This window comes from Paenibacillus gallinarum (assembly GCF_014836635.1).
Lineage (GTDB): Bacteria > Bacillota > Bacilli > Paenibacillales > Paenibacillaceae > Paenibacillus > Paenibacillus gallinarum.
The window spans coordinates 90,767-104,511 of the sequence record NZ_JACSQL010000004.1; the positions used below are offsets into that span (position 1 = coordinate 90,767).

Genomic DNA, 13,745 nt, shown 5'->3' on the forward strand with positions numbered 1-13,745 from the left:
ACAGGTTCATTGAATAAAAAGGTTGCGAATGGGGGAAAGCTACATTATAATAATGCCAACTAAAAATCGGTTAAAATGCCAGTGAAGAGATTCCAACTCGGAGGTATTTTCGTTAAGGGAATATGGAAATTCCCTAAGTTAATCGGCACCGCCCGTTATCGTGGAACCAAAGTGATTGAAATGTGCACGGATCCGTATTCATTTCGATAAATTGGGTGGCACCGCGAGCATATAGAGCGCTCCTCGTCCCAAGGGATGAGGGCGCTCTTTGTCTTTTTTTATAAAAATAACGACAGGGATGTGAGCGGTATGCTGGATATAAACTGGATACGAGAGCACGCAGATGAGGTAGAGGAAGCTACAAGGCTGAAGAATATGAGCCTATCGGTAAAAGAGCTTATAGACACAGATGACAGAAGAAGAGAGCTCATTACTAAAGTTGAGAAGCTGCGTGGGCAGCGAAATAAAGGATCGCAAAAAGTCGGTCAGCTTATGAAAGAAGGACGAAAGGAAGAAGCAGAGCAGCTGAAGGCGGAGATTCGAGAACTGGGCGGCAGCATTGAACAAATAGAGAAGGAGCTGTCTGAAACCGAGAAAGAATATGAAAGACAAATGATGCTTGTTCCAAATATCGTCTCGGAGGACACCCCGATTGGTAAGTCGGATGAAGATAATGTACTCGTGCGGCAAGTAGGTGAAGTAAGGGAAAGGGAATTTGCCATCAAGGATCATATCCAGCTAGGGGAACTGCATGATCTGTTTGATGTCCCTCGCGGAGTGAAAGTCGGCGGTTCGAGAAGTTATTATTTAAAAGGAGACGGCGTACTATTGCACCGGGCCGTTCAGCAGCTGGCGCTGGATATCGTGATGAAGCACGGATTTATACCGATGGATGTACCGATTGTGGTACGCGAAGAGGCTCTTATCAATACCGGTTTCTTTCCTACAGGACGTGATCAGACCTATGCGCTGGAAGAAGAGGATAAGTTCCTCGTCGGCACTTCGGAAGTTCCGTTGATCTCGTATTATGCCGGAGAAGTGGTCGACGTAACAGAGCCGATTCGTCTTGCTGCTGTATCGACGAGTTTCCGCAGCGAGGTTGGGTCGGCCGGACGGGATGTCAGAGGACTATATCGTGTCCATCAGTTTGCTAAAGTAGAGATGGTTGTTCTAACAGAAGCAAATGACGATGTGTCGGAGAGAGTTCATCAGGAAATTACAAGTTATGCCGAACAGCTGCTAGAGGCGCTAGAGCTGCCATACCGAGTCATGGCTGTCTGTACGGGAGACATGTCGCAGAAAACGTACAAACAATACGATATTGAGACCTGGATGCCAAGCAGGCAAGCTTATGGAGAGACCCATTCGTCGTCGAATTTGCATGACTTCCAGGCGCGTCGTTCGAACATTCGCTACCGGGATCAAGATGGAAAATTAAAATATGTGCATACGCTTAACAATACAGCAGTAGCCTCGCCAAGAATCCTAATTCCGCTGCTGGAGAATCATCAGCTGGAGGATGGCAGTATCTATATTCCTAAGGCACTTCGGCCTTATATGGGAGGCAGAGACATCATTACCTGTACGGCAGTGCAAGGGTAAAATACGGTTCAACTTTCGAGAGACGGGTACACTATAGTAACAGATTATTTTTACTATAATTACAAACTTCGCTCTTGAAAGGAGACAAATACAATGAATAAAACAGATCTTGAACGTGCAATCATAGCGGGCATAGAAAATAATCATTTTGGTTCCTTGGCAACCGTAGAGGGAGGGAAACCAAAATTAAGATACATGGCTGTTTTTAATGATGGTCTAAACATTCATATGGCAACAAACCGCTGCACTCATAAGGTGGAGGAACTGGAGGATAACCCGAATGTTAGCTTACTGATGGGTTACGAAGCCGGAGGTACCAAAGATATACTTGAGATTGAAGGAACCGCGAGTGTAACGAAGGACGGCGGTCTGCGTAAGAAACTGTGGAATGATGAGTTTAGCAAATGGTTTAGTGGGCCGGAAGATCCGAACTACGTCATTCTGGATATCACCCCAAACCGGATTGAATATACAGGAAAAGGGCAAGAAAAACAGGTATGGGAAGCATAAATATCACATGACCATGCCAAGCTTGATGTTTTTAGAAAGAAGGGCGATCGCATAGATCGCTCTTCTTTCTTTTTTTGTATAAAAGTCCCTTGAAGGTTGCTATTTTAGTTAAAATTACACTTTTATACCAAGAATAAATAGTTTAGAATATCTGTCAGAAGTATATTATTTCCAGTACTATTGGGATAAAAATTTGGAGGGGTTCTTTTGAGATCACGTAAACCATTATTAGCAGGTCTGACTACCGCAGCTTTACTGTTTCAATTATTCGCCATTCCAGGACAACCTGTCTCTGCTGCGGATGCAGCAAAAGTGAAACTTCGTATTCTGGAGACAACGGATATTCACGTAAATCTGCTGGATTATGATTACTACAGTGATCAGGAAATTGAAACGTATGGTTTGGCAAGAACCGCTACTCTCATTAAACAAGCTCGGAGTGAAGCGACCAATAGTCTTTTGTTTGATAATGGTGATCTTATTCAAGGCAATCCGCTCGGTGATTATGTAGCCAAAGTGAAGCCGCTGAAGGGTGCTGAAGTCCACCCTGTATATAAAGCAATGAATCTGCTCGATTATGATGCAGCAACGCTTGGAAACCATGAGTTCAACTATGGTCTTGATTTCTTGAATCAAACGCTTAAAGGCGCTGATTTTCCTTATGTGAACGCCAATATTTATAAAGATGATGGCGATAAGGACGAAAGCAATGACGTGAACTATTTTAAACCCTATGAAATGATTGAGAAGAAAGTAAAGGATGAATCCGGTAAGGAACATACACTGAAAGTGGGCGTGATTGGACTCGTTACGCCGCAGATTATGCAGTGGGATAGTTCTTCTCTTACTGGTAAAGTCATTGCCAAAGATATTGTAAAAACGGCAGCAAAGTTTGTTCCTGAAATGAAGGAAAAAGGGGCAGATATTATTGTTGCCCTTGCTCATACCGGTTACGACCAGAATCCGCCAGCAGATATGGCAGAGAATGCGGTTCTTCCGCTGAGTGAAGTGGATGGTATTGATGCCATTCTGTTCGGACATGCCCACAAGATCTTCCCTGGAAGTGCATTTGCAGATCAAAAGGGAGTGAATCTTGAAAAAGGGACGATTAATGGTGTTGCCGCTGTAGAACCTGGTGCTTGGGGAGATAACCTTGGGGTTATTGATTTACAACTGGAGCAGGTAGATGGGAAATGGAAAGTGGTAGATTCAAAATCGGTATCGAGCCCAATTTATGATGCAGCGAATAAAAAAGCAATCGTCGAAGCAGACAAAGAGATCGTAGCTGCCGTAGCGGACGAGCATAAAGCCACAGTGGATTATGTACGCGGGCCGGTAGGAACGACAACGGCGCCGATAACGAGCTATTTTGCACTTGTACAAGATGATCCTTCTATTCAGATCGTAACGAATGCGCAGAAATGGTATATCGAGAACAAACTGAAAGGCACTAAATACGAAGGTACTCCGGTATTGTCTGCAGGTGCTCCTTTTAAAGCAGGCGGCCGTATGGGTGCTGATTACTACACGGATATCCCTACAGGAACGATTGCAATTAAGAATGTAGCAGATCTCTATGTGTACCCGAATACTCTACATGCAGTTGAAGTAAACGGATCAGAGATTAAAGAATGGCTCGAATGGTCTGCAGGACAGTTCAATCAGATCGATCCGAGTAAGACAGGAGAACAAGAGCTGGTTAATCTTGATTTTCCGACGTATAACTTTGACGTCATTGACGGTGTAACCTACGAAATTGATGTAACCCAGCCGAGTAAATATGATCCAAAAGGAAATATAGTCAATGCGGCAGCAAGCCGCATCAAGAACCTTCAATTTGAAGGGAAAGCGATCGACTTGCAGAAGAAATTTATCGTAGCAACAAATAATTACCGTGCAGGATCTTCTAAACTTGCGAATCCAGATGGAAAACGAATTGTCCTCGCTGCACCCGATGAGAGCCGCCAAGTCATCATCGATTATATAACGGAGAACAAAACGATTAATCCATCTGCGGATGGAAACTGGTCATTCGCAGCAGTAAGCGGAAATCCGGAAGTTATTTTTAACACAGCGACAGAAGCGAAAAAATTAGTTGAATCAGATCCAGAGCTGAGTAAAGTGATGACGTATCTTGGTGAAGGAAAAGATGGATTCGGTAAGTATGCATTGAATCTGGCAGGTGATGTAGCGGCTGCACCGGGACCAACACCGACTCCTACGCCAACGCCGACACCAACACCGGAGAAACCAGCGACCCCGGTACAACCGTCTAAGCCGGAGAAGCCGTCCAAACCGGAAGCAAGCAAAGATAAAGTGCACGTGGTGAAAAAAGGGGATAACCTGTACCGTATTGGCTTAAAGTATGGTGTGGATTGGAATGCGATTGTAAAAGCAAACAAGATTAGCAATGTATACACGCTGCAAGTAGGTCAACAATTGATCATTCCAGCGTCCTGATGATAGACTGATCGTGATTATTCTATATAGCCACTAAAAAGCCTTGCCCTTCACCCGAGTATAACTCGATTGGGGCAAGGCTTTTTTTGCGGGGAAGTATAGCGAGGGAGCCTTCCTGAGTAGATCTAGATAGATAAGTCATTAAATCGTGAGATTTTTATTACACTTCTTGCGTCAGGGTCGTTACATAAATGCCTAGCGGCGTACTTGCGCTGCCCGCCGTCATATATTTGAAGGAATAAGTGCTTGCACCTGGTGGAACAGTGACATCCGCAATGGGACTTGTCTGTGTATTATTGCGAAGAAGGGGAATACCGTAGGTTTTACCATCAATGAATGCTGCCCCAGCAAAGGCACCTCCGCGAGGGTTCACCCGAATACGAACGACAGCCTCTCGGCTAGATTCATTTAGAATCGGGATATTTACTTGATAGACGGCTCCGAATTGTCCGCGATTTGTCATGGATGCAGGAAGCGTGCTGCTATCCGCAGTGAAGAGAAGGTCGGCAGGCAGTTCTCCCGTGAGTTTCGTACCGGCACAGGTGCGATAGTTAGCACTTTGTCCCACTCGATATACAGGGGTAGTTGCATCCGTCTCAGAGAAGGTCCAGCTGCCGCGAGGGTGCGCTTGAGGTGCAGGACGAGGAGCAATAGGGGTGGAAGTAATCTCGCGAAGATCCTTATCTTCTACTTTCGAGACGACGGTTCGAATCTCGTAATTCTGGCCGCCCTTGCCGCTCGCGTGTTCCACAGTGAATTCGTATATGAACCCTGCAAGCACGTCATCTTCCACGATAAACTCCTCAATAAGAGAAACTCTTTTACCAAATTTATAAGGATCTACAGGTTTAATTCGATCCAGAGTACCGCCTACACATGACTTCGCAAGACATTGACCGACATCAATAATCCAGTGTCCTGTGGAGGGACTTAGCTTCAGATCTCTTTCGATGTGACGAACCTCGATCTGCTCCTCATCTTTGTTTTCAATCGTAACCCCAATTCGGACGGGAGCACCCGTACGATTGTAGTGCCATCCAAAGATGCGGTGTTTCATCGATCGTTTGGAAGTGACTACCACATCATGCCAAAGTGTCGAAAACGGCTCTGTCAAAATCTCTTGTGTCAGTGTCTCTGGATTATCACTAAGCATTAATCTGCGCTCGTCACCCGCTTTTGCTGAAGCAATATCAATATTAATGTTCCCCGGTACCACCAGTGTTTCAACAGCCAAATTTTCTTGTTTGCAGCTCATATTTATTCCTCCTCTTTCTTCTCTCATTTTTTGTTGTTCACTAATATAGGAGTTGAGAAGAGTGAAAATACAACCTGTTATAAAAACTTATTTTTTCCTCGAGTAGTGAACTCTCTTCCGTAGCTGACGGTTTCCTTATCTAACTGTACCTGGAGAGCGGGTGGATGAATCAGTAACTGTATGAAGGTCGAAAGACCTAGACAAGAAAGAGTAGGAATAACTACTTTTAAATTTAGGACTTGGAAGAAAAAGGTGGAGGGATTATAATAGCAACAAAGAGGGAACAGATGTTCCTATAATTAGAAAAAAGAGGTGTTAGTTATGAGTAGTTCCGTCCACTATTATCAAAAAGAACTCAAACGAATTGCGTGGCGTCTTCAGTACCGTGTCCGTGCCGAACGCCAAAGAGAGCTTCCGCTAAAGCAAGAGCTGCTATTAATCTCGACCTTATCTCCTGAGCAGGAGATCGAATCAAAACTGTTCATTGAGTATATTCTCGGACTGATTCCTTCGGATACGGGACAAAAGGTCATTCGTTTATTTTATTTGGAGGATCAAAGTGAGGCAGAGATTGCAAAAGAACTGAATATTAGTCAGCAGGCGGTGAACAAATGGAGAAGAAAAACAATTCAGAGTCTATCGGAGAGAATGAGTTCTTGAGGCTTGTTCATGATGTACAGCAAGGAGATACGGCCGCAATGGAAGAGTTACTAGATATGTTTGAATCTGATATGCGGCTGTTAAGCAAATATATTCCGATGCCTGAAGAAGATGCTCTGCAGAGTATGAAGCTTGAATTTATTACACTCATTAAGAACAAAGTGCTGGATCAGAAGGGGTCATCAAATGAGGGAGAGTAGAAAACGAAGGTACCCGCTGTCTATAAAGACTGCGGGTACTGTGCTGTTTTTCATGAGTAGGTGTGAGTAGAAATTATATCGTCCGCTTAAGAGAGATGATGCATGGACGATTCTCTAACAATCAGCCGATGAGGAATGATGTGGCGTTTACTGAACAAGGATTTATCCTCATCTTGTATGGCCTGAATGAGTGCTTGTGAGGCGACATATCCTAGATGATAGATGCCGATATCTACACTGCTTAGCGGTGGGCTATACAGCTCTGACAGGGGATTGTTATTAAAGCTGACAATACATAGATCAGAAGGGACTTTGAATCCAAGCTCGTTCAGACCGCGAAGAACTCCGAAGCTGACTACATCATCAATGACAACGAGCGCGGTAGGTCGTTCGGGTAAATTCATAAAGAATGACATTGCTCGGTATCCGCTCTCCTGCAAGAAATCATCTTCCACAATCCAATCTGATTTAACTGCTAGTCCTGCTTCTTTCATGGCTTGATGATAGCCTTTTAAGCGATCTTTCGATACCATTAAGTTTTTTGGGCCGCTTACAAAACCGATCCTTTCATGCCCGAACGAAATCAGATGACGAGTAGCATCATAGGCTGCTTGTATATTATTCGTATCGACGGAAAGGAGGTCAGGATATTGCTCATTTCTTCCAACCAGTACAAAAGGAAAATTCTCCTGATATAAAAATTCGACAACAGGGTCATTTTGCCTGGAATAGAGTAAGATCGCGCCATCTACACGTCCGCCATATACCAGCCTTTGAACAGCGTTGACTTCTTCCTGTTCATTCGCACCGGAACTAATGACAATATCATACCCTGAGCGATTCGCCTGAGTGACAATTCCTCGAATCAGTTCCATAAAAAAGGTATTAAGGAATAACTCTTCTGCCGGTTTAGGCAGAATCACCCCAATGCTCTTGGTTGTTTTGGATACAAGACTTTTTGCCATGATATTGGGATGATAACCAAGTTCCTGCATAATATCGCGCACTTTACTAGCTGTTTTGTGACTGATACGAGGGTGTCCAGAAAGCACACGGGATACAGTGGAAGGAGATACACCTGCCAGTTTTGCTACGTCTTTGATCGTTACCGCCACTTACTTTCACTCCCTTAATGAAACCGTTTGCGTTGTATCGATATGGTAATCCATAATTTACCGCTTTGTAAATGAAGAATTTTGTGAGTTTATTGCCATTATGGCATTGTTCTAACGGAAAACTATACTGTTTTTTAGGTTTTTCAGTAAAATAAACTACGTTGTATCAACATTTAACTTATAAAGCAGAGAAATTAAAAGGTAGACATTGTAATAAAGAGTAAATAATGGTTTTTATATAGAGAATGGCTTAATATAGACGAATTTGAACTGTGCAAACGTTTTAACAAAATGGTTTTGTCGGTTATGATTAATTTGATAATAAAGCGCTTACCTACCAATATTTACATGAATTTAGAATACATACACTGATGACTTAGCCGATGAAAGCAGAAATTTACGAATCAAGACAAACGTTTGCACAATGGAGAACATCGTTGATTCTGATTTCTGAAAGGCAGTGAAGAAACAGAGAATCTCTGCCGGATTCGAAAAAGTTCAGTGGGGTTTTGTTGCTGTGTATATACAGTGACAAAGAGGGTGTATGCGCAGCAAAAAAAGGGGAAGGGATGATTTCAAATGAAAAAAGGGAAAAAATTCAGCTTCATGTCACTCTCACTTGCAATGACGGTTTTGCTTGCTGCATGCGGCAGTGGAGGTAACGGTACTTCCACCAATACAGGAGAGACAGGAACTCCCCCGGATAATGAAGCACCTCCTGCAGAAGTCGAAGAACTTACGCCGGAAGAAGGAGCCATGCTTACGATTTGGGACGGCGGAGATCAAAAAGGTTTTGTAGAACAGGCAGCCGCTGCTTTTGAAGAGAAGTATGGAGTCAAAGTATCTTACACGGAGCTAGGTGCGGATAAAGCGATGACACAAATAGTTACGGATGGACCGGCTGGTGTTGGTGCTGACATATTTGCTGGTGTCCACGATCAAATAGGGCAAGGGGTAACCGCGGGTGTTATTATGCCGAATGACTGGTTTGAAGAAGATATTAGAGCAAGAAACAGTGAAGTTGCTGTAAACGCTTTAACTTATGAAGATATTCTATATGGATATCCGAAGTCTGTAGAGACGACAGCTGTATTTTACAATAAAGATCTGATTGACGCAGTCCCAGCCAATTGGGATGGAGTGAAGGAATTTGCAGCTACATTTAACGATACGAAAGCCAACAAGTTCGCCATAATGTGGGATGTAGGGAACGGTTATAGTTCTTATCCTTTCTTCGGGGGATACGGTGCTTATGTCTTCGGTAATGAGGGTACCGACCCGACCGATATCGGTCTGAATAGTGAACAAGGCGTAGAAGCAGCTACCTTCCTTCAGTCACTAAAAGAACTCATGCCGCTTAAATCTTCTGATGTTAATGGTGATATTCGTAAATCCTTATTCACTTCGGGTAAACTCGCTATGAACATTAGCGGTCCTTGGGATGTAGGTTCTCTGAAAGAAGGCGTAACGAATCTGGGTGTAGGTGTATATCCTGCTCTTCCTAATGGCGATCCGATGAAACCTTTCTCTGGTGTGAAAAGCTATTTTGTAAATGCCTACACAAAATATCCTAATGCAGCAAAAATGTTTGCTGATTTTATTACCAATACAGAAAACCAAACGAAGAACTTTGAAATGACAGGGGCACTTCCGTCGAATACAGAAGCAGCGGCAAGTGAAGCTGTGAAAAACGATGAGATTGCTTCGGCCTTCCTTGCCCAATTTGAGAACTCGATTCCGATGCCTTCCATTCCTGCAATGAAACAGTTATGGTCCCCAATGGAAGCCGCACTGTCTGACTTGTGGAATAACGGTAAGGACCCTAAAGCAGTGATGGATAACGTTGTAGAACAAATGAAGAGTAACATTCAGACCGGATCTTAAGAAGTTACAAATTTATCGTTTTAATGAGTTATGAATTTGATTCACATAGCAGATAAAAAGAAGCCACCGACGGGACTTGATTTCTCCGGAGGTGGTTCATCACCATTTTGCGGAAGGAAGGGCTGGGAACATACGATGAGTAAAGGACAATCCCCCACCATGATGTCAACCGGCAAACCGCAATCAGCCGGAGCTAGCCATGCCCGTAACGGGACCATACTTTCAGCATTGTTTATGGGACTTGGACAATTCTATCACCGTCAGTGGGTGAAAGGTGCCATTTTCATGCTTGCTGAGGTCATTAGTATTTATCTCATCATTGCACAGTTCGGAGCGAACCTATGGGGACTCGTAACACTGGGTGATACACCTTCTCGAATGGAGAAGGTAGGAAGACTCTATCAGAACGTCCCTGGAGACCATTCTATTTTTATGATGATTTACGGACTTGCTGCATTGATCTATATCGTGCTGTTCGTATTATTTTATATTGGTAACATCCGGGATGCTCGGAGAATCGGTCAGCTTCGAGATGAAGGGAAAGAAGCACCTTCTTTTCGGAATACCACTAAGCATCTCCTTGATAAAGGATTTCCTTATTTACTGCTTTCGCTACCAACAGTCGGCGTACTCTTTTTCACGATTCTTCCGATTCTGTTCATGATTCTAATGGCATTTACCAATTACTCTGCACCGGATCATATTCCGCCAAAAAACCTGGTAGACTGGGTTGGATTTGAGACATTCAAAAGCCTCTTTACCCTGAAAGCCTGGAGTAAAACCTTCTATGGTGTTTTGACCTGGACTATTATATGGGCTGTCGTAGCTACAGTCACTACATATTTTGGCGGTATACTCGTCGCACTCCTGATTCAGCAGCATGGTATTCGCTTCAAAACGATGTGGCGTACTATTTTTATTCTTCCTTATGCAATTCCGCAATTCATCTCTTTACTTATTATGAAAAATATTCTGAACTCTCAATTTGGGCCCATTAATCAGTATCTCGGTATGCTAGGGCTAGGGCAAGTTCCATGGCTTAATGATCCTTTTATGGCGAAGGTGACCGTCATTCTCGTCAACATGTGGATCGGGATTCCAGTATCTATGATTCTGGTGCTCGGGGTATTAACGGCCATTCCAAAAGATTTATATGAAGCTGCTGAAGTAGACGGGGCTTCCGGAATCCAGAAATTCCGCAACATTACGATGCCTTTTGTTCTGTTCCAGACTGCACCAATCCTGATTATGCAGTTTGCTGGGAATATCAATAACTTTAACGTGATCTTCCTATTAACAGGCGGTGCTCCTGCGAATGGTGATTATGCGTTTGCCGGAAGTACGGATTTACTCGTTACTTGGCTGTACAAACTGACGCTTGATAATCAAAGATATAACTTCGCCTCTGCGATCGGAATTCTTATTTTCTTAATCATTGCCTCGTTCTCAATCTACAACTATCGTAGAAGCCGTTCGTTTAAAGAGGAGGATATGATTCAATGAAAAGAAAAAAGAGAATTAAGCTTACTTTCAGCTATATTTTGCTGATACTCATCGCGATTGTTTGTATTTATCCCGCTTTGTGGATTGTGATGTCTTCCTTTAAGGTAGGGGACTCATTGTATAGTGAGACCATCATTCCTGAAAAATTCACTATACAGCATTATGTAAATCTCTTTCAGCCTCAGGCGGATAAGGATTTCCCCTTCTTGAAGTGGTACGGAAATACACTGAAGATCGCAGTCACAAGTATGATACTTGGAACGATCATTCAAGTGCTCACGGCATATGCGATGTCTCGTTTCCGTTTTAAGGGACGTAAAACAGCGATGTCTGTCATTCTTATTCTAGGTATGTTCCCTGGATTTATGAGCATGATCGCGGTATACGTTATGTTGTTGCAGATGAACCTGCTTGATTCGCCGCTCGCGCTGATTCTGGTATACACATCTGGTGCGGCACTCGGAATGTTCGTAGCCAAGGGATTCTTCGATACCATCCCTAGAGCGCTCGAAGAGTCGGCTTTACTCGATGGAGCAAGTCATATGCGAATCTTTGTTAGCATTATTCTGCCGCTCTCGAGACCCATCATTACGTATATCTCACTAATGACATTCAGCGGTGCGTGGGTAGACTTTATTTTTGCAAGGCTTATTCTTCGGTCACGCGAAAATTGGACACTCGCTGTTGGACTTTATGAACTCGTAAACAGTTATTCCAGTACGGAATTCACTTTGTTTGCTGCCGGTTCCGTTCTCGTTGCCGTACCAATCACACTTCTCTATATGTTCTTGCAGCGCTTCCTCGTTGATGGGCTGACAGCAGGCGCAACGAAAGGGTGATACCTATTCTTAAGGATAAGTTCGCTTGGAAGAAATGGATGGGTGCAAGTATATTAATATGCTCATTTTGCTTCACAGTGGCCTGCAGTGATACAGCCGAGAATGGGGACAGAACCGATCCTCAGAAGCAGCAAGAAACAGATCATACACAGGGGCTGGCAGATCCGCCTGCTTCTAACGGTTCTGATTCTGCAGCAGTTATCGATGAACAGCCAGGCCGGGTATATTATGAAATCTTTGTTCGATCTTTTTATGACTCAGATGGCGATGGCATTGGAGATTTAAACGGCGTTACAGAGAAGCTCGATTATTTAAATGATGGGAAACCCGGAGGTGACGATCTCGGGGTAGAAGGAATATGGCTTATGCCCATTAACCCGTCGCCTAGTTATCACGGATATGATGTCACGGACTATTACGAGGTTAATCCTGAATATGGAACGATGGAAGATTTACAACAACTATTAGAAGAAGCACACAAGCGTGGGATGAAAGTCATCATGGATCTGGTCGTTAACCATACCAGCACAGAACATCCTTGGTTTATGGAATCCGCCTCATCTTTAGACAACGCTCATCGCGCTTGGTATAGATGGGCAGAAGATCTAAATGTAGATCCATCTGGACTCAGTGCAGCAGGCAGTGGTCCGGCATGGCATGAGAAGAACGGAAATCATTATCTTGGAACCTTCTGGAGCGGTATGCCGGATCTGAACTTTGATCAGGAAGTTGTTCGCGAAGAGATGATGAAAATCGGGAAATTTTGGCTTGAACAAGGTTTTGACGGATTCCGTCTGGATGCAGCAAAACACATTTACGAGGATTTACAGAGTGACCGCAGTCCCGAAACCACTTCTAAAAATGTAGCATGGTGGCAGGAATTTCGAGCAGCGATGAATGAAGTGAAAGAAGATGCTTATATCGTAGGGGAAGTGTGGGAGAACTCCCCGGTATCCATTGCTCCTTATTTAGAAAATGCTTTTGATTCCGGCTTTAACTTTGGACTGGCTGATCAAATCATTGGGACAGTAAGCAGTGAGCAAAACGGCGGATTTTTGATTCAATGGGTCCGCAATTATGAGCTTTTCACCGAGAAATCACAAGGTGAATTTGTGGATGCGATATTCCTTGCTAACCATGATCAGAATCGTGTGATGAGTCAGCTCAGCGGGAATAAAGACCATGCACGTATGGCCGCAGCTATCCTGCTGACGCTACCGGGTAATCCATTCCTTTATTATGGGGAAGAGATTGGGATGAAGGGATCGAAACCGGATGAAGAAATCCGGGAGCCTATGCTGTGGAGTAAAAGCAGTGAAGGCAGCAAGGGACAAACGACTTGGGAGACGGCAAAACATAATCTGGATGATGATTCTGTGAATGTAGAAGTTCAGCTTACGGACCCGGCATCGCTTTTATCCCAGTATCGAAATCTAATTGAGTGGAGAACAGGAACAGCAGCGTTGCAAGATGGTGCGGTAGAAGACTATTCTGTAGAGGATGATCAGGTTCTTTCTTATATAAGAGCAACAGCAAGTGAGAAAGTGCTAGTTGTTCATAATCTATCAGGTGAAGCGAAAGAAGTAAGCTTGTCTGAAAAAGAGCCTCATTTCTCTGCACTATTACATCAGACGGATGATCGAGCTAGTTTCCAGAACGGTACAGTAAGCCTTCCTCCGTATAGTACAGTTATATTGAAGTAAGAAAAACCTTGTCT

At 43.7% G+C, this 13,745-nt stretch carries 11 protein-coding genes; 9 read left to right on the plus strand and 2 right to left on the minus strand.

The annotated features are described in order from the left end of the window. The first annotated feature begins 309 nt into the window (after positions 1-309). The 3 genes from serS (at position 310) to H9647_RS11470 (ending at position 4,572) form a co-directional block, all read left to right on the plus strand. On the plus strand, positions 310-1,602 hold the full coding sequence (serS, locus tag H9647_RS11460) for a serine--tRNA ligase (protein ID WP_191799969.1): 1,293 nt from the start codon (positions 310-312) through the stop codon (positions 1,600-1,602). A gap of 93 nt (positions 1,603-1,695) precedes the next feature. Then, a complete protein-coding gene (locus H9647_RS11465; protein ID WP_191799971.1) occupies positions 1,696-2,112 on the plus strand; it encodes a pyridoxamine 5'-phosphate oxidase family protein in 417 nt (138 codons plus the stop codon). Between the two features lie 207 nt (positions 2,113-2,319). Further along, positions 2,320-4,572 carry a bifunctional 2',3'-cyclic-nucleotide 2'-phosphodiesterase/3'-nucleotidase gene (locus H9647_RS11470; protein WP_191799973.1) on the plus strand — a complete coding sequence of 751 codons (2,253 nt, stop codon included), beginning with the start codon at positions 2,320-2,322 and terminating at the stop codon, positions 4,570-4,572. A gap of 160 nt (positions 4,573-4,732) precedes the next feature. On the opposite strand, the gene H9647_RS11475 is transcribed toward H9647_RS11470, so the two are convergent. Further along, positions 4,733-5,827, minus strand: a complete 1,095-nt coding sequence (locus H9647_RS11475) for a hypothetical protein (protein ID WP_225229238.1) — start codon at positions 5,825-5,827, stop codon at positions 4,733-4,735. A 321-nt stretch (positions 5,828-6,148) separates the two neighbouring features. Between H9647_RS11475 and H9647_RS11480 the strand changes: the two genes are divergently transcribed. Then, the gene (locus H9647_RS11480) at positions 6,149-6,487 is read left to right on the plus strand and encodes an RNA polymerase sigma factor (RefSeq protein ID WP_191799975.1); all 339 of its coding nucleotides are present in this window, start codon (positions 6,149-6,151) and stop codon (positions 6,485-6,487) included. Next, the gene (locus tag H9647_RS11485) at positions 6,484-6,687 is read left to right on the plus strand and encodes a helix-turn-helix domain-containing protein (protein ID WP_225229239.1); all 204 of its coding nucleotides are present in this window, start codon (positions 6,484-6,486) and stop codon (positions 6,685-6,687) included. The genes H9647_RS11480 and H9647_RS11485 overlap by 4 nt, the downstream gene beginning before the upstream one ends. An 86-nt stretch (positions 6,688-6,773) precedes the next feature. Here the strand turns inward: H9647_RS11485 and H9647_RS11490 are convergent, their stop codons facing one another. After that, positions 6,774-7,802 carry a LacI family DNA-binding transcriptional regulator gene (locus H9647_RS11490; RefSeq protein ID WP_191799979.1) on the minus strand — a complete coding sequence of 343 codons (1,029 nt, stop codon included), beginning with the start codon at positions 7,800-7,802 and terminating at the stop codon, positions 6,774-6,776. 579 nt (positions 7,803-8,381) lie between these two features. Here H9647_RS11490 and H9647_RS11495 point away from each other — a divergent pair. The 4 genes from H9647_RS11495 (at position 8,382) to H9647_RS11510 (ending at position 13,731) form a co-directional block, all read left to right on the plus strand. After that, complete coding sequence (locus tag H9647_RS11495) at positions 8,382-9,686, plus strand: sugar ABC transporter substrate-binding protein (RefSeq protein ID WP_191799981.1); 1,305 nt, start codon at positions 8,382-8,384, stop codon at positions 9,684-9,686. A 162-nt stretch (positions 9,687-9,848) separates the two neighbouring features. Beyond that, positions 9,849-11,189: a carbohydrate ABC transporter permease gene (locus H9647_RS11500; protein WP_191800329.1), complete on the plus strand. Its 1,341-nt coding sequence runs from the start codon at positions 9,849-9,851 to the stop codon at positions 11,187-11,189. Next, positions 11,186-12,028, plus strand: a complete 843-nt coding sequence (locus H9647_RS11505) for a sugar ABC transporter permease (RefSeq protein WP_191799983.1) — start codon at positions 11,186-11,188, stop codon at positions 12,026-12,028. The genes H9647_RS11500 and H9647_RS11505 overlap by 4 nt, the downstream gene beginning before the upstream one ends. 77 nt (positions 12,029-12,105) lie before the next feature. Then, positions 12,106-13,731 (plus strand): alpha-amylase family glycosyl hydrolase, encoded by a 1,626-nt coding sequence (locus tag H9647_RS11510; RefSeq protein ID WP_318245295.1) that lies wholly within the window; start codon positions 12,106-12,108, stop codon positions 13,729-13,731. Positions 13,732-13,745: the final 14 nt, after the last annotated feature.